Source organism: Coprococcus sp. RTP21204st1_G4_RTP21204_210225 (assembly GCF_040915385.1).
GTDB lineage: Bacteria > Bacillota > Clostridia > Lachnospirales > Lachnospiraceae > Allocoprococcus > Allocoprococcus comes.
In genome coordinates, this window is record NZ_JBCPDP010000015.1 from 1 (window position 1) to 24706 (window position 24706).

Below are 24706 nucleotides of genomic sequence, written 5' to 3' on the forward strand. Positions count from 1 at the left end.
ATTATACAGCTTAAGCAACAAGATGGATAATTCCTTACTGGCTGTAAGGGATATTAACCATAAATATATTGTAGTAGATTAGAGAATTTTCCTCTTAATGCAAATGGAAAAGTTGATAGAAAAAGCTTGGCAGAATATAAGAAAATCGATAGTGTGGAAATAATCCCTGACAAGGCATTAAATATTGTACTGACGATTTGGGAGGAACTATTGGGGAACAAAGTAATAGATTTGGATGAGAACCTTTTTAAGATGGGCGCAGACAGTTTGCTTGCGGCTAGATTTGTTGGGGCTATGAATACTCGTTGTGGAATAGAGGTACATATGAAAGAAGTTTTTATGAATCCATCAATTAACGCATTAACAAAATTGGTTGATACGAGAAAAAAAACAGGTATAACAGAATTGGTAGAAGAGGGGGAAATATAAAATGCAGGATATGCGAAAAGCAGCAGGAGAATTATTAGTAGAGCTTGAGAAAAAAGGCATTACTTTTGAGACTGTTGATGGGAAATTAAAATATAAAGATTCCAAAGGGAATTTTACAGAAGATTCCAAAGAGAAAGTAAAAAAATATAGAGAAGAAATAATCGAAATTTTAAAGAAAAAACAAACAATAGACGATTTTATTACGGATAATAATTGTGAAGCCACGGTATATCCTTTGACTGATGTGCAAGCAGCGTATTTGGTTGGAAAAACAGAAGCTGTGAAATGGGGCGGAATTGGGTGCAAAGGATATATTGAGGTTGATTTTGGTTCCTACAGTGAGGAAGAAATATCAAGAGCCTGGGAAGTATTGGTAGATAGGCATGAAATGCTAAGGGCGAAAGTGACAGAAACTGGATTTGAAATTTTAGAGAGAGACGAGATTGATTATGAAATTGAAATAATAAATCTACAAAAAATGGAAGAGAAAGAGAAAACAGTTACTTTATCTAGGATTAGGGAAGATTTTAGTAAATATGTCTTTCATACGGAGAATCCCCCATTATTTAAAGTGGTAATAACGAAGCGTATGGAAGGAAATTTTTTCCATTTACTCGTCGATTTAATCGTTTCAGATTTTGCAAGCGTGCAAATTCTGATTTCTGAAATGGGAGAACTTTTGAAAGGCATTTCATTAGAAAAATTAAGGTATAGATTTTCAGATTATGCAATGTTCAATCAACAACGTAAAGGAAGCTTAAAATGGCATCAAGATAGAATGTATTGGATAGAAAGGCTGAAAAAATTGCCGAAGGCTCCAATTCTTCCGCAAGATGGAAGAGCCGCAGACAAGTGTGAAAATACATATGAATTTTATCGTTTTCAGAGACATATTAATCAGTCTGGTTGGAAACAAATAAAGGAAATTGCAGGAGAATATGGAGTAACAGTTTCAGCGGTGCTTATTGGTATATATGCAGAAGTTATTTCAAAGTGGAGTTCAAATAAACATTTTACACTCAATTTGCCGATTCAAAACAGACCCACTATGGGAAACAATATTAATTCCATAGTAGGAGATTTTACAGCAGTGAATTTACTAGAGGTAAATGTGACTCAAAATATGAGTTTTATAGAAAGAGTTAAAGAAATTACGGAAAGATTGATGGAGGATTTAGAGCATAATTCTTTTTCTGGTGTCGAAGTGCTAAGAGAACTGAGTAAAGTGTCTGAAGAAAAGGAAGTACTAATGCCGATTGTATTTACAGGGGTTTTGAAGACTGATGGCACTGCAGGTACTATTGAATATGGTTTTAGTCATACCCCGCAAGTATGGATTGATTGTCAGATAGTCGATGAGTTAGATTCAGAAGATCAAGAAAAAGGACTGATGATAAGCTGGGATGCAAGGAAAGGTGCGATAAAAGAATCTATTGTAACGGAGATGTTTGAGGTTTTTATTGAAACAATAAGAATACTTGGAACAAAACATTCGGAAGAGTGGAAGAATCCGTTAGAAATTGTTGTGCCAAGTGCGAGTCAGAAAAAAGTAATTTGCGAACAAAATAAAAATGTTACGAAACAATCTCTTATTCAACAGAGATTTGTTGAGTATGCGCAAAAGAATTCTAAAAGAACGGCTGTAATAGATGCTCTTGAAAAAGTGACATATGGAGAATTGTTGGAAAGAGCAGAATATATAGCAGGTTATTTAAGAAAAGAATTTGTGGAAAATAGCACTGGATTGGTTGCGATAAGAATGAAAAAATCTGCAAATCAAATTGCAGCAGTAATGGGCGTTTTGATTGCTGGATTTTCTTATTTACCTATTGATATAAAACAGCCATTGGCACGACAAGAAAAAATTTTGTCAAAAGCAAATATTATTTTGGAATTGGATGAGAAGAAAGTAAATATGATACTTCAGAATTTGGAATACCGATTAGAGAAGCATCCAGAATCCCAAAATACTATTGCATACGTAATATTTACTTCTGGCTCTACGGGAGAGCCTAAAGGTGTTGTAATGTCACATACCGCAGCACAAAATACTCTTATATCCATTGAAAATATGTATAATATTTCGGAAGATGATACAGTTCTTGGCATTGCGGAACTGTCATTTGATCTTTCTGTATTTGATATATTTAGTGTGTTGGGAGTTGGTGGAACATTGGTACTACCGAATCCGGAAAAAGGGCCAGATGCATCTCATTGGGGCAGATTACTTAATGAATACAAAGTGACCTTGTGGAATAGTGTTCCAGCGCAGGCGGAAATGTTAGATGCTTTTGCATCTAAATCAGAGAGTTATCCGACCGTTAGATTAGTGTTGCTATCCGGAGATTGGATAAATACTAGTCTGCCGGGAAGATTAAGAAGGATTATGACCAATGCTCAAATTGTTAGTTTGGGAGGTGCTACGGAAGGTGGAATTTGGTCTGTATTTCATGAAATTGATGAAATAGAAGAAAGACCTACTATATTATATGGAAAAGCTTTGCATGGACAGTGGACGGGAATTGTAGACGAGGAATTGAGAATTTGTCCGCAATATGTTTCGGGGCAAATTGCCATAGGAGGATATTCTCTGGCAGAAGGCTATTTGGGAGATTCAGCATTAACAGAAGAAAAATTTGTTCATGTAGAAGGAGGGAAGAAAAGAATTTATCTCACCGGAGATAATGGAAGATATGTAGAAAATGACGATATTGAATTTTTAGGCAGGTTAGATAATCAGGTAAAAATTAATGGGCATAGAATAGAAATTGCGGAAATAGAAGCAGCGCTTATGAAAATACCGCAAGTAGAAAATTGCTGTGTGGTGTATCATAGAAATGAAGGAACTGGTAATTTAGTGGCTTTTATTAAAGAGCGAGATAAATTAAAAACAATACTAGACATGGTAGAATGTGATGAAGAAAAAATGGGTATAAATGCGATTGATCAATTCAATGAATGTTTAGAAAAAGCAGTTTGCAGTAGCGTTTATAAACAAATGTCAAGTATTTTTAATGGAAAAGCGGCATTGAGCAAGGAAGAAATAATAAGTAATATTGATGTGCAACCGCAATATGAAGTACTATTAAATCGGTGGTTAGAATTATTAATTGTACATGGATACTTACAGGACAGAAATGGCAAATATGAATTAAACAAAACGGAAGATAATGCAGCAAAATATTGGGAAGAACTTCGTACCATCCCATATACGAATATCGCCCCAGATGTAGTAAGTGAATATATTCAAAATCATGCTGAAAACATATGTGAGCTTCTTGGTGGGCGTATAAATCCTCTTATATTCCTTTTTCCAGAAGGAAAAACAACAACGGCGGAAGCTTTATATGGAGAAACAGCGATTGCTAGATATCTGAATGGAATTATAGCGGATGTAGTTAAGCGATATGCAGTTGAATTTAAACAGATTAGTATTTTGGAAGTAGGCGGAGGCATTGGCGCGACTACTAAACAAATTTTGGGGAAAATGGAAGGACTAGCTTATGAATATCTATTTACAGATGTTTCTAATTTTTTCTTAAATAATATTAGACAGCAATATCCTCAAGTTAAAACTGAGTTATTAAATTTAGATGACTGGGATCCTTCGAAATTTGGGGAGTTTCATGTGATAATAGCGGCAGGAGTGCTAAATAATACGAAAAATATCCTTGAAACAGTAAATAAGTTAAAACATATGTTACGAGATGAAGGAATTTTATTAGTAACAGAACCATTGGAAGAACATATAGAGATAACGGTTTCGCAGGCATTTATGATGCCTAAACATTCAGATGTGCGTTGTATGACAGGTCATTGTTTTTTGACAGAGGAAGAGTGGATTCAGTCTTTCGACGAAGTGGGATTAGAAACTGTGCGGATATTTCCTGATGAACAAAACAAATATGCCCAGTTTAAACAAAAATTGTTTATTGTTAGAAAAAAGCAGATTGTTTATAGGGAGTTTTTAAAGTCAATATTGCCAACAGTAATGATTCCAACAGAATTTGTGAATGTTGATAACATTCCACTTTCTTTAAATGGAAAAGTAGATCGAAAAGCGTTAGTAAGAAACTTTAAAAGGAAACTTTCATCAAAAGATTCTATTATTATTGACCAACAAAATTCGAAAAAACAAATCTATACAGAAGTTGAAAAAAAGATGATAGAGATTATGAGAATTGTTTCGGGTAATTCCAATATCTCATATGAAGATAATTTGTTGGAAAATGGTTTTGATTCTCTACTATTATCTCAAGCATCAGGGAAAATTGTAAACGAAATTCCAGAAGCCAGCGGACTGAGATTTGATGAAATATTACGGGTAGCATTGGTCACACCTATGATTAAAATGATTTCCGAGTATATAGAAAGAAAGAATTCAGAAAGTAAACAAAAAGAAAAAGTGGAAAGTAATGATGTTCCAGTGCCGACATCTGCAACACATAATGTTATGTATATACTAGGAAGTGATAAAGGTAAATGGAAAGAGGCTCTTGAAAAAACGATGTTAGACTCTGATATATTGGTCAAAGAAACAGAGAAAGAGAAACTAAAAACAGAAGTGAAGTCGGATGCAATAGCGAATAAATACTTACTTATTTGCAAAGATAATATTTCTGAAATTCTAGCAGAAGTTAGTGAATTATTGGCACAGGAAATTATTATTCAAAAGGTGTTTTTATTAAATCCAGAAGATGCTAAGAATAATGATTTGTATTTGGGTGATGTAATTGTTATAAATGGTGCTCCATCAGTTATAGATTCTTGGAAGGAAGCTGTACTAGGAGATATGAAAGCGTATGTAGGAAGTTTTGCAGAAACCTGTAATATTATTAAGAAGGAGATTGATGATGGGAAATAGACAAGACATATGTATCTTAGGAGGAACAGGAAATGTAGGCTATGCTGCATACAAGGCATTAGAGAAATCAAATTATTATTTCAGAATTGGGGTAAGGAATAGGGATAAAGCAGAAAAAATGAATTTGTATAAAAGGGATAATGTTCAATTATTCGAAATTGATTTAGATAAATCAAGTAGCGTTAATGAGTTTTGCGATGGAGCGAATATTATAATAGGGGCCATAGGCCCCTCTACAAAATATAGTGAGAAAATGTTGAAAATAGCACTTGAGATGAAGATACCATATATTGATCCGGGCGGAATGTATTTGAAAAATAAATATTCAAATAGGGAAATAGACATAACAGCTATTGTTGGTGCAGGATTATTCCCAGGAGTATCAGGATGGTTACTATATTCAGAATTAAAGAGGAGAGGTGGAAAACAATTAATAGAGATTGTTATTGGAGGGAAATATAATTTTTCTAGAGGTGCTGCAATAGACTATGTGGAAGAAATTAAAGAAAATGCAGCAGGAGTTCCTATGGCATGTATTCGTAATGGGAATATAGTTCCGGCAAGTAGCATGGTTCCCAGCAATATAATTAGTGATGTTTGTGGGTTGGCGTTTCTTCCTTATGTAACTGAAGAAATTCAAGAAATTATATATACTAATGAAGCTCTAAATATTGATGCATATACTGCTGTGCCGAAAGAAATGTTTACAACTCTGAATAAATTATATGGAAAAAACGAAGAAATAATTAAATACCTAGTAAAAGGAAATAATAGTAATCAACGAGGTATAATTCAGTTCAAAAGAATATCTGAAAATGAAACAAAAACAATATTTATCAGAGGAAGTAATCCGGGTGATTTGACTGGAAAAATACTGGCAATTTCTGCTAATGCAATTTTATATGGTAAAAAGAAAAGAGGGATTTTTACAATGGCCAATTATCTTTCTGATTATCCGCTAATAGATAAACTGAAAGGAATTAAGGGATTTGAGTATAGAGAGGAAGTTCAATATGCATAAAAAAAGGATATTAGTTTGTGGTACAGGATTTGGGAAAATATATTTAAAGACTATTGTTGAAAATGAAAAATACGAACTTGCTGGAATTATTGGTAAAGGTAGTGATAGAACGAAAAAAATAGCAAATGATTTTAATGTACCAGTATATACAAATATAGAAAATATTGAGGCAAATATAGACGCAGCTTGTGTTGTAGTTCCAAATGCAGCAGGAGGTGGACAAGGAACCGATATAGCAGAAAAATTACTTTTAAGAGGAATACCAACTTTGTTGGAGCATCCTGCTCACGAAAAAGAAATCATAAAATGTCTAAAGGCATCAAAAAATACGCCATTTATGATAAATCCATTTTATAGATATATTTCTCCGGTTCAGGACTTTTTGGAAGCCGCTAAAGTAATGAACCATCATTCTGTGCTATTGAGTGCGTCTTTAGATTGTGCTATACATGTATTATATGATGGAATTGATATTTTGGGGTGTGCTTTAGAAAATTTTTCGGGATGGAAATTGGGTACAGTGGCTGAAATTGTTGGGTCTACTTTGAAAAGTGGCGGGAACAAATCTATTAAAATAATGATAGGGGATATTCCTGTAATGTTCGTAATCAATACGGATGTAGATAAAGATGATCCGGATCACCCTCTACACTTATATCATAGAATAGAATTAACTTTTTCTACTGGTAGGCTTTGTTTGGTTAATACGCATGGACCAGTAATATGGATGCCGTTTCAGCATATGCCAAGGGACGAGTATGGAACTATAAGTATTGATAAAGATAACAAAGAAATTCCAACAGCCATAATGCTTGGGAATTCAAAACCTCTGTCATTAAAAAAGACTGTTGAATATATATGGACAGGTGCTGTAGTGCAGGCATTAGAGTGCTTGTTCTCAATGGATAAAACTAAAAAGATGCAAATGGCGCAGTATCAAATATTTGTTTCTAGACTATGGTCTGAAATTAGTAGAAAAACGGGATATCTTAATTTAGTTAATTATAATAATAGTGGAAACAATGAAGAAATATTTGATGAATTACAAAAAAAGGGGTTATTGGAGGAAAAAATTTTTGCATAAAAACGAAGAAATGTACGGTGAAAGTATAGAATTTTATGATATAGCTGCGTTGCCACATTCTAATGTTAATGAGAGTATATTGAAAAAATTTGCTAGAATGACCGATATGAACGAAGGTGTCATTGTGGATATTGGAGCAGGAACAGGTCGAAACATTATGGAGTTGGCAAAATATACTCCCACAAAAGAATTGATTGCGTTAGAGCCATCCAAATATATGAGAATTTCTTTTATGACGCGGTTAGTGGACAATCAAGAAATGCAAAAGAAAATCACACTATTACCATTGTCAATAGAAGAATATAATTTTGAAGAAAAAATAAGTGGTATATTATGTATGGGAGTGTTGGGACATTTAAATGAAAATCAAAGATTATATTTATGGAATACATTAGAATATAATTTGCAATCGAATGTTCCCGTATTAATTGAAATTTTGGACAAAAGATTTTTGTCAATGAATAAAGGAAAACGAATCTCCGTCTCCTATCAAGGTAGATTACGTTATGAATCCTATATAAATGATATAAAAAAAATAGATTCTAATAAATGGGAGTGGATGATAGCATATAAGGTTTTTGATAAGGATAAATTAATAAATAGAATTGAATCTCCAATGTATTGGACTTATAATAGTATAGAAAGCATTTTAGAAGAACTGCATGATATTCATTTTAGAGGAGTAAAACTATCAGAGTCATTATTATTGGCAAAAAAGATTTAATCTGGTTTTATCAAGCAATGATATGTAAAGTATCTTCAGCGTGTGGACATCGATAATATCGAAGAAGGAAGGAGGCTTACTTATGAATAATGATTTTCACAGTTTGTATAAAGATTTATTTTCAAATTCACCGCAGACAGTTACAATAGATATACCTAAAGATATGGGGATTGGAAGAATATCCCAAGTCGTTACTAAACAGGGAACAGTATTATCCGATTGGCATATGAATTATTATTCTGACACGAATGTACAGGGAATTAATAGTGAAGAATACATACAAATGTTATTTTGCTTAAATGAAGGATGTTCATGGAGCATTGCAAATGAACAAAAAAGTATAAGTCTCCAGAAAGGCGAGACTTGTATCTACCGAGGTCATGGAAAGATAGAATACCTCTGCTATTCAGGAAAGAAGGATTTTGTATTTAAGAATATAAAGATACCTATAAAGTATTTTCAAAGCATTATGAGAGGTTACTTTGAAAAAATAGAAATAGAAGTATACGAAGAAAAAATATTGTGTGGCATTTCAAAAGTTGATATAAGCCCATATATGGAACATATTTTTGCAGAATTAAAAGATTTTTCTCAATATCGTGGTGGATTAGGATATCTTTTCCTTGAAAGCAAGATTTTTGAACTGTTATCAGTATATTTGAGTGAGGTTTTGGAGTTAAGTATTCTTCAAGCAGATCACATTAATATTTCAAAAAATGATAGAGATGCGATTATTGAAGCAAAAAGGATTATAGACAGTCGGCTTGCTTTTGCCCCAAGTTGTGAAGAACTGGCAAAGAAAGTTAGCATTAGTACCTCAAAATTGACAAAGGGCTTTTCTTCCATGTTTGGAACATCGGTTCATGCGTATATTATAGATCAGCGATTGGAAAAGGCCGCAAGTCTGTTGCTAGGAAGCGATTTAAATGTGAGCCAGATAGCAGCATTGGTAGGATATTCAAAACCAAGCAATTTTGCGGCGGCATTCAAAAAAAAATATGGGGTAATACCTAAAAATTATAAAACAGAAAATACGATTGGATGAACTTGAAAATTACTGATTTTGGGTAGAATTAAATTGATTTTGGGTTGGATTAGTTGTGAATAACTGGTATACTATATCTCGTGGTTAGAAAGTACTAACTACGAGATGCTTTGTTTATACCAAAATTTAGGAGGAACGATCATGAACAAAAAACTGAATGCGAAGGATTTTATCCTGATCGGTGTTTTGACTGCGCTCATGTGGATCATTTGCATGATTATCAGCACCGTAATGAGCATTGCCGGACCCATTACCAACGTATTTTATCCTGCTGTCGTAGCAATCCCCAACGGAATCGTGATGATGCTGTTGCTGGCAAAAGTCCCGAAGAAAGGCGTGTTTACAATCTGCGGAACAATTCAGGGTATCCTGTTTTTGCTGGTTGGCGGATTCTGGCTGATCCCTGTTGCGCTGATTATTGGCGGGGTAATCTGCGATTTCCTGATTATGGGCAGAAGTGAGATCACTATGAAATCCATGATGATTGCGTACACCATTTTCAGTGGCATCTTTGCCTTTGGCGCTATCGTTGGGCCTATGCGTTTCCTGCAAAGCGCATTTGTCGGCGCTATGGAGAAGAACAACATTGCACAGGAATACATAGATGGCATGATTAGCATTACATCTGGCTTTATGCCTGTTGTCATTATAGTGGCTGGTCTGCTTGGTGGCTTGATTGGCGGTTACATCGGCCAGAAAGCATTGAAGAAGCACTTTATCAAGGCCGGACTTGTATCGGTGAAGTAACAGCTCCGAAAAATGACAGACGCCAGATTTGTCAGTAGAATGCCTGAATCAAAAGCGGGGCTGCAATGTCAGTCTCGCTTGTTTTTGGAGAACAGTATGGAAGAAAACATAAAGAAACTCATTACACAAAGACAATTTCAAAGAACGGCAGCTTTAGACCCACGGTGCAAAGTTGCGCTACTGATTATGATTGGGTGTGTCAGTTATTTCCTGAACGGGGAAGTTTGCAGCCTGGTTCTTGTCGCCTCTTTTGCGCTGTTTGTTGCTGCTGGGAATGGGGCGAAGTGGGCGGCGAAAATGCTGTTGTTCTATATTGTTATCGCTTATCTCAATGCTCTGCTGCGTTATATTTCTATTCCTGTGCTAAGTGTGATTATGAGCGTGTTCGGCGTGACCATTTTGAAGTTGGTTCCTATCGCAATGATGGGAATATGGATTTTACACACAACACAAATGGATGATCTCATGGTATCGCTGCAACGCTTACGGTTGCCGCAGGCTGTTACAATTCCGTTAGTTGTCATGTTCCGTTACATACCTACTTTGCGGATTGAGTACCGTATGATTCGTAACACAATGGACATTCGCGGTATCAGTGATACAGCATGGAAACAGATTATCCACCCGCTTGCTACGATTGAATATATTCTGATCCCTCTGCTGATGCGCTGCCTGAAAGTAACAGATGAATTAGCGGCGTCCGGCACAACGCGCGGATTGGAACTGGAAGAAAAGAGATATGCGCTGAACTCTGTCCGTTTTTCGTGGAAAGAGTATGCGGTGACTGCTTTGGGAATTGTCTTTTTAGCACTACTTCTATTCCTCGACTATACCTCTATCGGGGAAATTATTATATGGAGGGTATAGCGATGATTACCTTTGAAAATTTTTCTTTCCGTTATGAGGAAAGGGATGGATTTACATTAAAAGATTTGAACCTGACAATTCAGACCGGGGAATTTATTCTATTGACTGGACGGAGCGGGTGCGGGAAAACGACCCTTATTCGCTCTCTGAATGGTTTGATTCCACATTTCTACCCCGGAGAAATGAAGGGAGATATTTTCTTAGACGGACAATCTCTGTTGGAGTTGAAGCCTGCTGATCTGGCTGGAAAAGTGGGTACCGTCTTTCAAGACCCGCGCTCACAGTTTTTTATGACAGATACCACACGGGAGCTTGCTTTCGGGTGCGAAAATATGGGGTATTCCCGTGAGGAAACCGTTGACCGTATTACAAAAGCGGTGCTGGATTTGGAATTAAGCGATTACCTGAACCGTAGCATTTTTGATTTATCCAGCGGCGAGAAGCAGCAGATCGCGATTGGCTCGGTCTATGCCCTTTTGCCTAAAGTATATATCTTTGATGAACCGTCAGCGAATTTGGACTATGCTGCTACAAAACGTCTGGCAGAAACCATGAAGCGCCTGAAAGCTGATGGATATACCATTATTGTTGTCGAGCATCGTTTCTACTATTTGAGGGAACTGCTTGACCGGGCATATCTGATTCAGGATGGAAGGATTATACAGAGCTTCACAAGAGAACAGTTTTGTTCTTTACCTGATGAAACACGCATCCAATACGGATTGCGTACAGTCTATCCAGAACGGGAGGCAGCAAAGTATCAGGTCAAACCGGCACACAGCTCCAGCGATGGATTGAGTGTAAGCAACCTCTCCTTTGCGTACAAAAAGGGGCCGGATGTTTTACAGAATATCAATTTTGAAGCCCATAAAGGTGATGTGATTGGCATTTTGGGACATAACGGTGCCGGAAAGACTACTTTGCTTTCCATTATGACGGGACTTCTGAAAGAAAAGAACGGAAGTATCTGCTATAACGGGAAAAAACTTTCCCCACGCCAGCGCAGGCGGCTGTCTTATCTTGTCATGCAGGATACTGATTATCAGCTTTTTGCCAGCAGTGTTGAAGAAGAATTCTCATTGGGGATTGAAACTGACTGTGCGGAAAAGGTTACAGAAACTTTGGAAGCCCTGGAACTTAGTGAATACCGGGAATACCATCCGGCATCCTTGTCGGGCGGACAAAAGCAGCGGGTAACGATTGGGACCGCGATTGTTAAGGACAGCCCGGTTATTTATTTTGATGAACCTACCAGCGGGCTTGATTATGATTCTATGGTCAGGGTAAGTCATTTGATCGAACAGCTTGCAAGTGCCGGTGTGATTATTTTTCTCGTGTCCCATGACTTTGAATTTATTACCCGCACTTGTTCAGAAGTTTTACAGCTTGACGATCAGGATTCAATCAGGAATCAGGTGCTGACGCCGGAAATCCTAACGTCACTTTCAAAACAATATTTTAACTGATTGGAGGCTTTGTTATGTTCAAGAAAATGTTTGAGTATGCGGGGCCGCACAAAAAGGACTTATATAGCGCAACCTTCATCGTTCTGCTTAGTGTCCTGATGGGGGTACTTCCCTTTGTGCTGGCTTATCAGGTGATTTCACCGCTTGTCATGGGAGAAACCGTTGGAATCGGCTATGTGTCCATGCGCGTGATCGGTGTTTTGATCTGCCTTATTTTACAGGCTGTTCTTTATGGCTGGGGACTGGATGTATCTCATAAGGCCGCTTATAACACGTTGCTTAGGCTTCGTACTTCCCTGCAAAAGAGATTTGAGGCACTTCCCCTTGGATTTATCCAGGATAAGGGAACTGGCACAATTAAAAAGCTGTTCGTGGACGATGTAGACAGTCTGGAAGTATTACTTGCCCACTCTTTGCCGGAGGGCATTGCAAACCTGATGATTCCGATTGCAATTTATGTTGCTATGTTCTTCATCGACTGGAAACTGGCTTTGCTATCCCTGGCATCTATTCCGATCAGCTTTGCAGCCATGATGATTATGTATTCCGTTGGTATGAAGAAAATGGGACCGTATTACATGGCCGGGCAGAAAATGAACAATACCATTATCGAGTATATCAATGGTATGGAAGTTGTGAAAGTGTTCAATAAGGACGCAGAATCCTATGAGCGTTTCCGCAAAGACATTTCCGATTATCGGGACTACACGCTGGAATGGTATAAGGCAGCATGGCCGTGGATGGCAATTTACAGCAGCCTTTTACCCTGTACGATTATCCTTACTCTGCCTTTGGGGGCATGGTTTGTACTTTGTGGGTTCTCCACTTTGCCAGATTTGATTTTGGTACTTTGCCTGTCGCTTAGTATTGGTATTCCGCTGCTGAAATCTTTGAGCTTTTTACCAACTATGCCGCAGCTCAATTATAAGATTGCCGCTTTGGAGCAGGTGTTGGAAACTGCGCCGTTACAGCAGACGGACGCCGCTTTTCATGGGAAGAATTACGACATTTGTTTCGATCACATTACATTCGGCTATGAGAAAAGCCAGCCGGGGCCTGATGGACGGCCTATGGTAACAATGGATGAAGTTATCCATGATATTAGCTTTACTGCAAAGGCAGGACAGAAAACGGCCTTAGTTGGTGAATCCGGCTCTGGAAAAAGTACGTTGGCAAAGCTGTTAATCCACTACTATGACCCGCAACAGGGCAGCATTTCTATTGGCGGACAGAAAATAACGGAAATGAGCTTAGAGGCATTGAACAGTCAGGTTTCCTATGTGGCGCAGGATCAGTATTTGTTCAATACTTCCCTGCTTGAAAATATCCGTATGGGGCGGCCAGACGCTACGGATGAAGATGTCCTTGAAGCGGCGAAAAAAGCCCAATGTCTGGAATTCCTTGAAAAGCTGCCGCAAGGCATACATTCAATGGCCGGTGATGCCGGGAAAATGCTTTCCGGCGGTCAGCGCCAGCGGATTTCTCTGGCGCGTGCAATTCTGAAAAATGCGCCTATCATTGTGCTGGACGAAGCAACTGCATACGCAGACCCGGAGAATGAGGAAAAAATGGAGGCTGCGATTGCGGAATTGGTAAAAGGCAAGACCTTATTTGTGATTGCCCACAAACTTCCTGCAATTATGAACGCCGATCAGATTTGTGTGATCGAACATGGCAAACTGGCGGCAACCGGCACCCATGCTGAATTGCTGGCAACCTGTGAGGAATACAAAAAATTGTGGAAAGCCTCGCAGGACAGCGCAGAATGGAAAGTAAACGCTGTAAAGGAGGGAAAATAAATGCTTGCACTATTTTCAAGGATTTTGAAGCTCTCCGGCAAATATAAAGGCCGGATTCAGGGCGCGTTTGTATGTGCTTTTCTGGAATCCATACTTGCAAAAATGCCTATCTTTTTGGCATTTCTTGTACTCTCTGGATTCTATCAGAAAACTTTGACGGGCACAAAATGTCTGTATATCGGTATCGACCTTATTGCTGTTGTGGTTGCACAGGCGGTTGTCCATTATCTCTGTGACAGGCTGCAAAGCGCCGCCGGATATATGATTTTTACAGATAAGCGGATGGAACTTGGCGGCCACCTCCGTAAGCTGCCGATGGGGTATTTTACTTCGGGCAACATTGGCAAAATCAGTTCGGTACTTAGTACGGATATGGTATTCATTGAAGAAGTTGCCATGAGTACGCTGGGAAATATGATGAGCTATATGCTCTCTGCCTTTGTTTTGCTGGTATTCATGTTCTTTTTAGACCTCCGGCTTGGACTGATCGCCGCTGCTGTAACGTTACTGGCATGGTTTATCGCAAAAGGGATGAACAAGGTTTCCCTAAAAGAAGCGGCTGGCAGACAGGATCAAAGCGAACATTTGACGGATGCGGTTCTTTCCTTTGCAGAGGGGATCAGCGTAATTAAGAGCTATAACCTGATTGGTGAGAAGTCGGAGGAATTAACCGAGAATTTCAGACGTTCCAGAGATACATCCACTGTCTTTGAACGTAAAATGACGCCGTGGACAAGAGGACTGACTATTTTGTACGCTGTCGGAATTTCTGCTATTTTCGTGCTTTCCGTATGGCTTCAGCAAAGCGGCTCCCTTTCGCTGCCTTATCTGCTTGGCGTTCTGCTCTTTGTCTTTGATTTGTTTAGCCCGTTGAAGGCATTGTACGGGGAGGCATCCCGTCTTACTGTTATGAATGCCGCATTAGACCGTATAGAAGCTGTTCTAAATGAAGAAGAATTGCCTGATAAGGGAACACAGCATATTTCACAGGCGGATTCCAACTTGCCGGAAATTTGTTTTGATAATGTGACCTTTGCATATCAGGATAAGGAAGTATTGCACGACATTAGTTTTTCCATGAAGAAGCATACCATGACCGCGCTTGTAGGGCCGTCTGGCGGAGGCAAATCTACGATTGCAAACCTGCTGGCGCGTCTATGGGATGTCAAGTCGGGCAAAGTGACCATTCGTGGGACAGATATACGGGATGTGCCGCTTTCTGAACTGATGGAACAAATCAGCATGGTTTTCCAGCGTGTGTATTTATTCCAGGATACAATCTACAACAATATCAGTATGGGCAAGCCGGACGCTACCGAAGAAGAAGTCTATGAGGCTGCAAAGAAAGCTCGTTGCTATGACTTCGTCATGGCGCTGCCGGATGGATTTCAGACTGTTATTGGTGAGGGCGGCGCTACCCTTTCCGGCGGCGAAAAGCAAAGAATCTCTATCGCCCGCTGCATTTTGAAAGATGCACCTATTGTTATTTTGGATGAGGCTACTGCAAGTGTTGATACAGATAACGAAAGCTATATCCAGGAGGCAATCAATGAGCTGGTAAAGGGTAAAACATTGCTTGTGATTGCACACCGCCTGAATACCATCCGGCAGGCCGATCAGATTTTGGTGATTGCCGATGGACGGATCAGCGAACAGGGAACCCATGACGAGTTGATGGAAAAGGCCGGAATTTATCAGGATTTTGTGAATATCCGCAAAAAATCCTCCGGCTGGAGCATTGCGTAAAGGAGGGATAGATGAAACTTCACGCATCCGGAGAAGATTATTTGGAAGCTATACTTGTATTACAAAAGAAAAGTGGTATAGTGCGTTCCGTTGACCTTGCCCGGCACATGGGATTCAGTAAACCGAGCATCAGCCATGCAGTAGGTGTGTTAAAGAATGGCGGTTTCCTGACTGTCGATGAAGATGGATACCTCAATCTGACTAATGCCGGGCGGGAGGTTGCCGAGAAAATTTATGAACGCCATCAGTTCTTTACGGAGCAGCTTGTAGCTGTCGGGGTTGATCGGGAAACTGCAGAAAGAGATGCCTGTCGGATAGAACATGTAATCAGTGAAGAAGCTTTTGAAAAATTGAAAACTTCGGTTGAAAAAAAGTATTAGTACAATGTTGATTCACCGAATCTTTTATGTTCATCATACTATAGAATTGTTGAGAAACGTGAAACAGGGTATGAAACTCGTATACTAAAAGACATTCAGAGTGGAATTACACTAGAAACACTTATGGCAAAAGGACATAGGAAAACGCCGGAAGAAAAAGCAGCTGTTGCGAAACAAAAGAGGAAACAGAGGCGAGCAAAACGGAAAAAAGAAGCAAGAGATAATCTGACCAAAGAAGAGATCTTGCAAGATGACCGATTTTTCTGTATTGCTGGTTATACCTCCGGAGGTGCACCGTATGGTGTCACCTGGGAGAAAAAGGATTTGAAACCTTGGGAAGATTTGGAAGAAAATGAGTGAGTTGCCAGTGCAATCTTAATTTTCTCTTGTGACAGAAACAGGTTCCTTTTTTGCCGGAAGTAAGTCTGAACTGATCTCTGGAGCATCGAGCAGTGCAGTGAAATTCTGCTGAATGATTTCCAGGGTTTTCAGCTTTTTCTGTAATTCTTGTTTTTCCCGGACAGTAGCAGCCAGTTCAGATTCAAGATTTTCAATCCGCCTCTGAATTTTATTAGAGCTTGGGATTTTGGTAACACCGAGATCCTGAAGCTCTTTTTTTAGTGAATCGTGGAGCTGGTATTCTGCCTGATGTTTGGTGAGGTATGCTTTTGGATTTTTAGCAGATTTACAATCTTCAATTACTTTACGACAAAGCCGGTAAGAATCGCAGTGTTTCTGAATGACTTTCTGCGTGCTCAGCTCACTGTTGATTTGTGCTATTCTTTGGTCGGCAACTTTCACAGAAACTTCAATGTCAGATACATGCTGCCTGAAATCGTCATAATTCAGCAAGTTATTTTCGGAAAGATAGTTGAAGGTGCGGGCTGCCTCTTTTAGATTATTGAGCTTTGCCCATCGTTCAAATCCCTCTCGATTTCCAGTTGTGACATAAGTGGAGATATTGATATACAAGCGAGCTTCTCTGGACAGATGTCTTGGAGTTTTTACTTTGCTACGATTTTTAGCCAGACGGATGCGAACATTTTCTTCGGAATAATAGCTTCCGAGAGATTTCATATAAGTGAAGTTCTTCTGCTCCGGTGCACGGAAGGACAGGTGCTTTCCCTGCCGGACTTCATATCCGGCTAACTGCATCTTTTGCAGAAATTCCTCATAGTTGATGGAAGTCCAGATTGATTTATCAACTGCGACACGTAGCTTGGCTTTCCAACTGGTGCCACGATGATATTCCATGTTCTCTTTATAGCTTTTACCTTTTTCTCCGGTTGGCATGCTGGTGGCAAGTCCATTTTCATGGCAGATACGATTACTGATTCTGCAGAGTTTATGGTAGCTCCGCTTATTGGAAACATACTTGTGATGGTCAACAAAGCTTGCTGCGTTGAAGATGATATGGTTATGGATATGATTTTTATCAACATGGGTACTGATCACGTATTCATATTTTCCTTTCAGCACTTCGTCAGCAAATTGTTGACCTAAGCGATGGGCATTTTCGGCATCAACTTCTCCAGGTTTAAATGATTGGATCAGATGAAATGCCAGGTTATCGCCTTTATCCATTCCATTCTTTTTTGCCATTTCTCTTGTCATAGAAAATTCAAGATCTGCAGTTTCCGGGGAACAGCCAAAACTGGAAACTAACAGTTTTTCATCTGTCTTATCTGGATTTGTAATATAGTCCAGAGCTTTCTTGTCAGTTACCTTAATGGGAAAGATTTTAAGATACGCCATAATTCTTTCACCATCTCTTTCAATTCTTGCATTTCTTCTGGATATAGATCTCCGGTGGTATTTACCTTTTTTGCAATCTGGTTGATATTTACACCAATCTTGTGCATTTCCTCATACTGTTTCTTCAGTGGGGTGGTATCGGTGTTGACGATGTAACCGTCGATTGCCATCTTACGCAGATAAGCTCCCATGTTTTTGGTTTTTGATTCTATCATCTTCCTGCGTATAAGCTTCCTTTCTTCTTCGGTGACATAAAAATGGATTTCTTTGTTTCTCTTTCTTTCAGCCATTGGTGGGTTCTCCTTTCTGAGAGGACAGTAGTATCGTTGCTTTCAACGTTTTTCAATTTAGGGCAGGGTACCCTAAATTGGGATTTCCCGGAAGTGTATCCTCACTTCCTGTCCTTGCTGTTTTACCTCTCTATTAGTTAAAGTCAGGAGAAACGGGAAAATGCAAAAGAATTTGGCAGGTAGTACGGGATACGAAAATGTGGTATGATTATGGGCAGGATATCAGAAGAATCAGGAGTTGAATAGATTGTGAAGAAAGAAGAAATTTTTGAATATGTGCAGAAACAGTATGGCACGATTCCGGAATATTTATGGAGTAAACTACCGGACAGTGCAGTACTTCGACATAAGAATGGGAAATGGTATGCAGTGATCATGACGGTTGAAAAATCGAAACTGGGATTAGAAGGAAGAGAGATGGTTGATATCATTGACGTAAAGTGTGATCCGGACATGACAAATATGATTATTCAGACTTATGGATTTTTACCTGGGTATCATATGAATAAGCAGCACTGGATCACTATTTTACTGGATGGTTCGGTCAGCGAAGCAAAGGTACTGGACTTTTTAGATATGAGTTATGACCTGATTGATGGAGCAGGCAGAAAGGAAAACAAATGAGAAAAGCAATCGTATATGCATCTGTGCATCATGGAATTACACTGATTTTTGAGCAAAAGGAAAACCGGGGATTTTATTCCTCGGTTTTTCGGCTGTTATGCTTCAGTCTTCAACTTGAAAAATATCTTCTACAGGCACTTTCAGGTAATGGGCCAGCCGGATTGCAATCTCAAGAGAGGGATTACGTTCTCCACGTTCGATGCGGCCTATAGTCTGGCTGCAGGAACCTATGGCTTCAGCCAAATCTGCTTGAATGAGATTCCGTTCTTCACGAATATCTTTTAATGTATTATTGATTGCCATTCAATCACTTCCTTTGCTTATTGTTATCAGCAGGATCATGAACCTGCTGTTGAAATCTAATGAAATCCCGGAATTTCTGCACCTTTGCATTTTCCGATTACTTTTCCAAAAATCTTAAAAGAGTCAGATTCCAAAACTTGGATAGGACGATATTTTTGATTTAAAGAAATCAGATAAACACCATCTGGCTCATCGTGTAATTCCTTGATGTAAGTATTACCGTTGAGATAGAAGATTCCAATTTCACCATTAGCAAGAGAATCTTTTTTCTGAATCCATGCGACATCGCCTGTATGATAAAGTGGTTCCATACTGTCACCGGAGATCCGTACACCAAAGTCAGTCTGCTCAGGAGCAAGGTGTCCTACGTCATAAGTTTCTTTTACAGAATCTTCCAGGTAATTTCCAGTACCAGCAGAAACTGGTTCCCAGGTAATTTCTACAGGATGATGGAATGGGATAATCTTTGCAGACAGTGGAGAAAACTTTTTAGAAGCTTTCAAAATATCAGCAAATTCAATCAATTTATTTCTGCCTTCTTCATTCAATCCACTCATAATGTTATATGGATTTTCTCCAAAGAAAGATTCATATATATCTTCGATATCAAGTAACTGGCAAAGTGTCAGGAAAACATGTAAAGCTGGTTCTCGTGCATTGGTCTCCCATTTGGAGATTGCTTTTGTAGTGACCTGAATACCTTCCTGAGAAAGCAGGTCTACCAGATCTGATTGAGAGTATCCTTTCTTTTTTCTATTTTCTGCTAATATTTCCCCGAAATCACGCATTTGTTCGCCTCATTTCTATTTGAATTTTCTATATGCATTATACCGTATGTTAGAAATAAAATCAACAATAATCTCCAAAATGGAGAAAATACAACCAAGATGTTACTTGACTATCTCCGGAATGTCGATATATACTAAACATACAGAAATTGATAAGACATCATATTGAAGGAAACAGCTAGGAGGTGAAGAGTTTGAGTGAGCGTGTGATCCTGCATAGTGATATGAACTGTTTTTATGCCAGTGTAGAAATGCTACATCATCCGGAATTTGCAGGAATGCCTCTGGCAGTAGGTGGCGATCCGGAAGCCCGGCATGGGATTGTGCTGACAGCAAATTATATTGCAAAGCAAAAAGGTGTAAAGACCGGAATGGCATTATGGCAGGCAAAACAGATTTGTCCGGAAATCATATTTGTACCACCACGGATGGATTTGTATTTGAGATTTTCAAAGATGGCAAGAGAAATCTATTCGGAGTATACGGACAAGATCGAGCCATATGGAATTGATGAAGCCTGGCTGGATGTATCGGACAGCAGAAATCTGAAAGGAAGCGGAATGACGATTGCAAGAGAAATCAGCCATCGGATTAAATACGAACTGGGTGTAACGGTAAGTATTGGAATTTCCTGGAATAAGATTTATGCGAAACTTGGTTCAGATTATAAAAAGCCGGATGCAATCACAGAGTTTAATCGAGAAAATTATAAAGACAGGATATGGCAGCTTCCAGCGTCAGATTTGCTTTATGTCGGAAGACAGACAAATAAGAAATTGCAAAAACTTGGAATCCGGACAATCGGGCAACTTGCGGAATCAGACGAAAAGTTGTTAGAGAGTCATTTTGGAAAAATAGGAAATGTATTATGGGCTTTCGCAAATGGCTGGGATGAAGATCCGGTTTGCAAGGAAGGATATGAAGCACCAGTAAAGTCGATAGGTAATAGCACTACAACACCGAGAGATCTGGAAAATGATCTGGATGTCTGGATCATTCAAATAGCATTGGCAGAAAGTGTAGCTGCACGATTGCGGAAACATGGATTTAAATGCAAAACAGTAGAAATTACAGTTCGAGATAATCGATTGTATAGTTTTTCCAGACAGATACATTTACGACAGCCAACGAATATTACAAACGAGATTGTAACTGCAGCATTTCAGCTATTTAAAGATAATTACAAATGGGAACATCCCATTAGAAGCCTGGGGATCCGAGCTGCGGATCTTGTGTTAGATGATATTCCCGTGCAGTTGGATTTATTTGGAAATCAGGAGAAAAAGGAAAAGTTAGAGAAGCTGGATCGTACTGTAGATGAGATCAGACGACGGTTTGGTTATTTCAGTATACAGCGAGCGGCAATGTATCAGGATAAAGTCTTATCCCACTTAGACGCTGGTACGCACACGATCCATCCACATAGTTATTTCCATGGGTAATTGGAGGGATAGATTTGAAAAAAGCATTAACCAGAAAACAGGAAGAAAGTTATCAGTGTATTTTACGATATACCAATGAACATGGATATCCACCGACAATACGGGAATTTGGAAAATTGATCGGGGTGAAATCAACATCATCAGCATTTTCCAGAATCAAGCAGTTGGAGTTAAATGGATATATCCGCAGAATCCCGGCATCGCCAAGAGCAATTGAGATTTTATAGTGAGGTGTCGGCATGAACAAAGTATATGTAGATGTAGTAGCAGAGTTTCGGAAAGACGGACAGCTGGTTCCCATATTTTTTACATGGGAGGATGGAAGAAAATATAGTATTGACAGAATTTTGAAAATCGAGCGATGCGCCAGCAGAAAGGCAGGCGGTGTAGGAATGATGTACACCTGTATGATACAGGGGCAGGAAAGCCACTTGTTTTACGAAGTGGATAAATGGTTTATGGAGAGAAAAACAGCATAAGGAGAGATTGGTATAGACGATATTATTTGGATTATTAACCGGCAGGGATAGTCACTTTCCCTTTATATTCCTGTAGGTTTTACATAAGAAGATGGATTCCGGTCAGCAAAGGCAGCTCCCACAATGCCTTTTGGATATCCGCTTCTGCAAGTTGTAGTAAGTAATTGCTTCCCATCAAAATCATGGGGAAAGCGAACTGGTCTGAAAGACCGCCAGTTAGTGTGATGATGATAAGGAGATTTTGAAACTGATGACAGACAGAGATTATGCAATTAAATCAATGAAAGAAATTACCTTCCAGATGGCAAGTCATGCACAGGATTATCTGGAAGTTACAATCGAAAGACATTATACTGATATTAAAGAATTGATGACAAGCTATCAGAAATTGATTTTGGAAAATCAGATTGTGTTAGAAGAACTGGATATGGAATGCCAGGAGAAAATCAATGAAGATATGGCATATGCATTGAGTTATCTGAGCATTTATAACAACCAGCTGAATGTGCCAAAGATGCACCGGGAGATGAATAATCTGATGATTATTTATGGATTGTCGGACATGATCTATCGGGGAATGACTTTGGTGAAGTTCTATGCACCGAATGGTGTGATGCTCAGTGAAATCCTTCACTCCTGTTTTTGCAGTCATTATAATAAGACAGATGTGGAAGTACAGCAGGAGTTAGGAATAGGCAGGACTTCTTTTTATAAAATGAAGAAGCAGGCACTTGGGTATTTAGGATTTTATTTTTATGAGATCGTGGTACCGCAGGCAAAGGATAAAAGATTTAAACCGTCACTGGGCGTTGAGGAAGAGTAGGTGAATAATATGAGATACGAAGATTCGATGAAAGGTGTAGCTGCTCAGATAATCAAAGAACAGCTGAGAGCCAGTAAAATTAAAAACAATCCAGAAGATTTCCATTGGCATGATGAATATGCAACGTTGAATTTCTTTCGGTTTATCTGCAAAAATATCGGTAACTTGGGAAATGGAGAAATTGAAAAAATGGTCACACGCTTGAAAAGCATAGATCAGAAAGCAGTGGAAAACCATGTGAATGGTGCTGTTTGGGCATTTGATTATGATAAGATGTTCTGTGTATTGATGGAGAATGAAATTTGCCGAAAGGTGTGCGAAAAGAATAAATATAATAGTTGGATGAAGCTGATTGGACAGTATTGTATCTCAATGGCTTAAAGATAAAGAAAGTTGCTGGAGAGAAAAAATATTCTCCAGCAACTTTGTCTTTGATGAATAAAGGTCAATTTTTTATTTAACTATTCTCACTATTATTTGATTCAGTGATTTTTTTCTTCTTTGGAGAAACCAGTTTGTGACCGGAATAAATGGACATGCCCATACAAAGCAATGAAGAATAGGCAAAGTATTTATGTGCAGTCATAGATTTTTTGATTCCAGAATAAATGCATCCCAACATACAGAAAAGTGCGCCTAAGGACCAGTATTTATGTGATTTCATGATTTGATACCTCCTTTGATTTAACTGATTCAATCATAAAGCTTTTTTACGAAAATGCAAAGAAAAACTTTGAATATAGTTCTGTAGAATTAGAACTTGGCTTTGCGATTCTGTATATTTAAGATATCCACAAGTATACTAAATTCAGAACGATTATTCGTTCTGGAGGAGGTGTTACGATGGATTTGAAAGCAGTAGGACAGCGAATCAAATCAGCACGAGAAGCAAAAAATCTCACGCAAGAGGAACTGGCTGCATTAGTAAATTTAAGTCCAACGCATGTGAGTGTAATAGAGAGAGGCTTGAAAGTTACAAAATTGGATACCTTTGTTACAATTGCAAATGCATTAGATGTTTCAGCAGATACTCTTTTGATTGATGTTGTGGCACATTCAGTTACAGGTGTTACCAATGAGCTGACAGAAAAAATTGAAAAACTTCCGATCAAAGAGCAGAAAAAAATGATCAAAGTAATTCACACATTATTGGAAGAGTGATATGACAAACTGGGAAGAGCGAGTAGCTCTTCTTTTTTTGACCTTTTATTCAGCTTTAAGTTGTAAAGTGTCTTTTCATGATAATAGAAATATGCTAAATTAGTTCTATAGAACAAGGTGTAATTCTACTTATATATTGGAGGAAAATGAATGAGAGAGAAAACTATTTATGAGAAGATTGCAGAAAAGTACAACACAACACCAGAAGAGGTACGCAGAGAAATGCAGATAGCCATAGATGCAGGATTTGATAATCCCGATCCGGCTGTGCAGGAAGAATGGAAGAAAATGACACTTAAAGGAGACAGACCCACACCGGAAGAAGTAATCAATTACGCAGTAAAAAAACTAAAAGGAAAATAAAAATATGAAGAAAAAGATAATTGCATTGATTTCAGGAGCAGTGATCTTGATAATTGCTGCAGGAAGTATTTATGGGAAATCTGAATCTGGTCATAAGGAAGGCGAACCGGATGTAGTTGGAACATTTTCCGTAAATCGAGATGAAAATATTACAGTGGTTGCTAACCGGGGACATATCGGGGATAAAGAAGCTTTTGCAAGAGAACTTTTGCAGATGTACAAGGATGATTCATTTTATTCGACAAAATTCTCCACAGACAGGGGATATGCGACGAGCCTTGATATGAACATCTATTTATGGAAAGAGGATATTGAAGATGGGGAATCGGTAATGACAGCCGAATATAGACCTGTAGAATACGGAAAGGACTATGATGTAGTCAATAATCCTGATAAATTTCAACTATATATAGATGGAAAAGAAGTAGAAGAATAACACGATGAACTTTTTATACTGAAATATGTACGATTCCAATAATGATATGAACTTATGGGAATATATTGCG

At 38.6% G+C, this 24706-nt stretch carries 27 protein-coding genes; 22 read left to right on the forward strand and 5 right to left on the reverse strand.

The annotated features are described in order from the left end of the window. Window positions 1–126 precede the first annotated feature (126 nt). The 13 genes from AB5213_RS12730 to AB5213_RS12790 all read left to right on the forward strand — a co-directional run bounded on the left by AB5213_RS12730 (window position 127) and on the right by AB5213_RS12790 (window position 16532). Window positions 127–429, forward strand: a complete 303-nt coding sequence (locus tag AB5213_RS12730) for an acyl carrier protein (RefSeq protein ID WP_368276796.1) — start codon at window positions 127–129, stop codon at window positions 427–429. A 10-nt stretch (window positions 430–439) separates the two neighbouring features. After that, entirely contained in the window at window positions 440–5293 is a 4854-nt protein-coding gene (locus AB5213_RS12735) for an amino acid adenylation domain-containing protein (RefSeq protein WP_368276797.1), read from the forward strand. Then, complete coding sequence (locus tag AB5213_RS12740) at window positions 5283–6314, forward strand: saccharopine dehydrogenase NADP-binding domain-containing protein (protein ID WP_227080772.1); 1032 nt, start codon at window positions 5283–5285, stop codon at window positions 6312–6314. Before AB5213_RS12735 ends, AB5213_RS12740 begins: the two co-directional genes overlap by 11 nt. Further along, entirely contained in the window at window positions 6307–7398 is a 1092-nt protein-coding gene (locus AB5213_RS12745) for a Gfo/Idh/MocA family oxidoreductase (protein WP_368276798.1), read from the forward strand. Before AB5213_RS12740 ends, AB5213_RS12745 begins: the two co-directional genes overlap by 8 nt. Next, window positions 7391–8122 carry a class I SAM-dependent methyltransferase gene (locus AB5213_RS12750; RefSeq protein ID WP_368276799.1) on the forward strand — a complete coding sequence of 244 codons (732 nt, stop codon included), beginning with the start codon at window positions 7391–7393 and terminating at the stop codon, window positions 8120–8122. Before AB5213_RS12745 ends, AB5213_RS12750 begins: the two co-directional genes overlap by 8 nt. 82 nt (window positions 8123–8204) lie before the next feature. Continuing rightward, a complete protein-coding gene (locus AB5213_RS12755; RefSeq protein WP_173884597.1) occupies window positions 8205–9167 on the forward strand; it encodes an AraC family transcriptional regulator in 963 nt (320 codons plus the stop codon). A 141-nt stretch (window positions 9168–9308) separates the two neighbouring features. Next, window positions 9309–9914, forward strand: a complete 606-nt coding sequence (locus AB5213_RS12760; RefSeq protein WP_173884595.1) for an MptD family putative ECF transporter S component — start codon at window positions 9309–9311, stop codon at window positions 9912–9914. A gap of 96 nt (window positions 9915–10010) precedes the next feature. Next, window positions 10011–10781: an energy-coupling factor transporter transmembrane protein EcfT gene (locus AB5213_RS12765; protein ID WP_227080774.1), complete on the forward strand. Its 771-nt coding sequence runs from the start codon at window positions 10011–10013 to the stop codon at window positions 10779–10781. A 2-nt stretch (window positions 10782–10783) separates the two neighbouring features. Further along, window positions 10784–12247, forward strand: coding sequence for an ABC transporter ATP-binding protein (locus tag AB5213_RS12770; RefSeq protein ID WP_173884592.1), 1464 nt, complete (start codon window positions 10784–10786; stop codon window positions 12245–12247). A 14-nt stretch (window positions 12248–12261) separates the two neighbouring features. Next, entirely contained in the window at window positions 12262–14046 is a 1785-nt protein-coding gene (locus AB5213_RS12775) for an ABC transporter ATP-binding protein (protein WP_227080775.1), read from the forward strand. Further along, on the forward strand, window positions 14047–15792 hold the full coding sequence (locus AB5213_RS12780) for an ABC transporter ATP-binding protein (RefSeq protein ID WP_173884588.1): 1746 nt from the start codon (window positions 14047–14049) through the stop codon (window positions 15790–15792). It begins immediately after the preceding gene. A gap of 11 nt (window positions 15793–15803) precedes the next feature. Further along, complete coding sequence (locus tag AB5213_RS12785; RefSeq protein WP_173884586.1) at window positions 15804–16172, forward strand: metal-dependent transcriptional regulator; 369 nt, start codon at window positions 15804–15806, stop codon at window positions 16170–16172. Between the two features lie 123 nt (window positions 16173–16295). Next, window positions 16296–16532, forward strand: a complete 237-nt coding sequence (locus AB5213_RS12790) for a hypothetical protein (RefSeq protein WP_368276801.1) — start codon at window positions 16296–16298, stop codon at window positions 16530–16532. Between the two features lie 15 nt (window positions 16533–16547). Here AB5213_RS12790 and AB5213_RS12795 read toward each other — a convergent pair whose 3' ends face one another. After that, a complete protein-coding gene (locus AB5213_RS12795; protein WP_173884584.1) occupies window positions 16548–17927 on the reverse strand; it encodes a relaxase/mobilization nuclease domain-containing protein in 1380 nt (459 codons plus the stop codon). Beyond that, complete coding sequence (locus tag AB5213_RS12800; protein ID WP_055222055.1) at window positions 17894–18217, reverse strand: MobC family plasmid mobilization relaxosome protein; 324 nt, start codon at window positions 18215–18217, stop codon at window positions 17894–17896. The genes AB5213_RS12795 and AB5213_RS12800 overlap by 34 nt, the downstream gene beginning before the upstream one ends. 249 nt (window positions 18218–18466) lie before the next feature. On the opposite strand from AB5213_RS12800, the gene AB5213_RS12805 reads away from it, so the two are divergent. Next, entirely contained in the window at window positions 18467–18841 is a 375-nt protein-coding gene (locus tag AB5213_RS12805) for an MmcQ/YjbR family DNA-binding protein (protein ID WP_054356897.1), read from the forward strand. Between the two features lie 102 nt (window positions 18842–18943). Here the strand turns inward: AB5213_RS12805 and AB5213_RS12810 are convergent, their stop codons facing one another. Both AB5213_RS12810 and AB5213_RS12815 read right to left on the reverse strand, forming a co-directional pair. Next, entirely contained in the window at window positions 18944–19144 is a 201-nt protein-coding gene (locus AB5213_RS12810; protein ID WP_005344265.1) for a helix-turn-helix transcriptional regulator, read from the reverse strand. Between the two features lie 56 nt (window positions 19145–19200). Beyond that, window positions 19201–19932, reverse strand: a complete 732-nt coding sequence (locus AB5213_RS12815; RefSeq protein ID WP_008688138.1) for an XRE family transcriptional regulator — start codon at window positions 19930–19932, stop codon at window positions 19201–19203. Between the two features lie 194 nt (window positions 19933–20126). On the opposite strand from AB5213_RS12815, the gene dinB reads away from it, so the two are divergent. The 5 genes from dinB (at window position 20127) to AB5213_RS12840 (ending at window position 23057) form a co-directional block, all read left to right on the forward strand. Further along, entirely contained in the window at window positions 20127–21374 is a 1248-nt protein-coding gene (gene dinB / locus AB5213_RS12820) for a DNA polymerase IV (protein ID WP_024728258.1), read from the forward strand. A gap of 14 nt (window positions 21375–21388) precedes the next feature. Further along, window positions 21389–21601 carry a DNA-binding protein gene (locus AB5213_RS12825; RefSeq protein ID WP_024720752.1) on the forward strand — a complete coding sequence of 71 codons (213 nt, stop codon included), beginning with the start codon at window positions 21389–21391 and terminating at the stop codon, window positions 21599–21601. Window positions 21602–21613: 12 nt separating this feature from the next. After that, the gene (locus tag AB5213_RS12830) at window positions 21614–21853 is read left to right on the forward strand and encodes a hypothetical protein (protein WP_005344271.1); all 240 of its coding nucleotides are present in this window, start codon (window positions 21614–21616) and stop codon (window positions 21851–21853) included. A gap of 250 nt (window positions 21854–22103) precedes the next feature. After that, the gene (locus AB5213_RS12835; RefSeq protein WP_008688147.1) at window positions 22104–22676 is read left to right on the forward strand and encodes a hypothetical protein; all 573 of its coding nucleotides are present in this window, start codon (window positions 22104–22106) and stop codon (window positions 22674–22676) included. A gap of 9 nt (window positions 22677–22685) precedes the next feature. Beyond that, window positions 22686–23057 carry a hypothetical protein gene (locus AB5213_RS12840; protein WP_054356898.1) on the forward strand — a complete coding sequence of 124 codons (372 nt, stop codon included), beginning with the start codon at window positions 22686–22688 and terminating at the stop codon, window positions 23055–23057. 76 nt (window positions 23058–23133) lie between these two features. On the opposite strand, the gene AB5213_RS12845 is transcribed toward AB5213_RS12840, so the two are convergent. Further along, on the reverse strand, window positions 23134–23340 hold the full coding sequence (locus AB5213_RS12845; protein ID WP_008688150.1) for a DUF6219 family protein: 207 nt from the start codon (window positions 23338–23340) through the stop codon (window positions 23134–23136). A gap of 179 nt (window positions 23341–23519) precedes the next feature. Here AB5213_RS12845 and AB5213_RS12850 point away from each other — a divergent pair, with 179 nt between their 5' ends. The 3 genes from AB5213_RS12850 to AB5213_RS12860 all read left to right on the forward strand — a co-directional run bounded on the left by AB5213_RS12850 (window position 23520) and on the right by AB5213_RS12860 (window position 24636). Then, window positions 23520–23837: a helix-turn-helix domain-containing protein gene (locus AB5213_RS12850; protein ID WP_055282712.1), complete on the forward strand. Its 318-nt coding sequence runs from the start codon at window positions 23520–23522 to the stop codon at window positions 23835–23837. A 150-nt stretch (window positions 23838–23987) separates the two neighbouring features. Then, a complete protein-coding gene (locus tag AB5213_RS12855) occupies window positions 23988–24200 on the forward strand; it encodes a sporulation initiation factor Spo0A C-terminal domain-containing protein (RefSeq protein ID WP_029732086.1) in 213 nt (70 codons plus the stop codon). Window positions 24201–24204: 4 nt separating this feature from the next. Continuing rightward, window positions 24205–24636: a DJ-1/PfpI family protein gene (locus AB5213_RS12860; protein ID WP_158422800.1), complete on the forward strand. Its 432-nt coding sequence runs from the start codon at window positions 24205–24207 to the stop codon at window positions 24634–24636. The last annotated feature ends 70 nt before the right edge of the window (window positions 24637–24706 follow it).

Coding starts and splice junctions, on each gene's coding strand:
- AB5213_RS12735 (WP_368276797.1), top strand. CDS start 440: ATGCGAAAAGCAGCAGGAGAATTATTAGTAGAGCTTGAGAAAAAAGGC.
- AB5213_RS12740 (WP_227080772.1), top strand. CDS start 5,283: ATGGGAAATAGACAAGACATATGTATCTTAGGAGGAACAGGAAATGTA.
- AB5213_RS12745 (WP_368276798.1), top strand. CDS start 6,307: ATGCATAAAAAAAGGATATTAGTTTGTGGTACAGGATTTGGGAAAATA.
- AB5213_RS12755 (WP_173884597.1), top strand. CDS start 8,205: ATGAATAATGATTTTCACAGTTTGTATAAAGATTTATTTTCAAATTCA.
- AB5213_RS12760 (WP_173884595.1), top strand. CDS start 9,309: ATGAACAAAAAACTGAATGCGAAGGATTTTATCCTGATCGGTGTTTTG.
- AB5213_RS12765 (WP_227080774.1), top strand. CDS start 10,011: ATGGAAGAAAACATAAAGAAACTCATTACACAAAGACAATTTCAAAGA.
- AB5213_RS12770 (WP_173884592.1), top strand. CDS start 10,784: ATGATTACCTTTGAAAATTTTTCTTTCCGTTATGAGGAAAGGGATGGA.
- AB5213_RS12775 (WP_227080775.1), top strand. CDS start 12,262: ATGTTCAAGAAAATGTTTGAGTATGCGGGGCCGCACAAAAAGGACTTA.
- AB5213_RS12780 (WP_173884588.1), top strand. CDS start 14,047: ATGCTTGCACTATTTTCAAGGATTTTGAAGCTCTCCGGCAAATATAAA.
- AB5213_RS12785 (WP_173884586.1), top strand. CDS start 15,804: ATGAAACTTCACGCATCCGGAGAAGATTATTTGGAAGCTATACTTGTA.
- AB5213_RS12790 (WP_368276801.1), top strand. CDS start 16,296: ATGGCAAAAGGACATAGGAAAACGCCGGAAGAAAAAGCAGCTGTTGCG.
- AB5213_RS12795 (WP_173884584.1), bottom strand. CDS start 17,927: ATGGCGTATCTTAAAATCTTTCCCATTAAGGTAACTGACAAGAAAGCT.
- AB5213_RS12800 (WP_055222055.1), bottom strand. CDS start 18,217: ATGGCTGAAAGAAAGAGAAACAAAGAAATCCATTTTTATGTCACCGAA.
- AB5213_RS12810 (WP_005344265.1), bottom strand. CDS start 19,144: ATGGCAATCAATAATACATTAAAAGATATTCGTGAAGAACGGAATCTC.
- AB5213_RS12815 (WP_008688138.1), bottom strand. CDS start 19,932: ATGCGTGATTTCGGGGAAATATTAGCAGAAAATAGAAAAAAGAAAGGA.
- AB5213_RS12830 (WP_005344271.1), top strand. CDS start 21,614: ATGAACAAAGTATATGTAGATGTAGTAGCAGAGTTTCGGAAAGACGGA.
- AB5213_RS12835 (WP_008688147.1), top strand. CDS start 22,104: ATGACAGACAGAGATTATGCAATTAAATCAATGAAAGAAATTACCTTC.
- AB5213_RS12840 (WP_054356898.1), top strand. CDS start 22,686: ATGAGATACGAAGATTCGATGAAAGGTGTAGCTGCTCAGATAATCAAA.
- AB5213_RS12845 (WP_008688150.1), bottom strand. CDS start 23,340: ATGAAATCACATAAATACTGGTCCTTAGGCGCACTTTTCTGTATGTTG.
- AB5213_RS12850 (WP_055282712.1), top strand. CDS start 23,520: ATGGATTTGAAAGCAGTAGGACAGCGAATCAAATCAGCACGAGAAGCA.
- AB5213_RS12855 (WP_029732086.1), top strand. CDS start 23,988: ATGAGAGAGAAAACTATTTATGAGAAGATTGCAGAAAAGTACAACACA.
- AB5213_RS12860 (WP_158422800.1), top strand. CDS start 24,205: ATGAAGAAAAAGATAATTGCATTGATTTCAGGAGCAGTGATCTTGATA.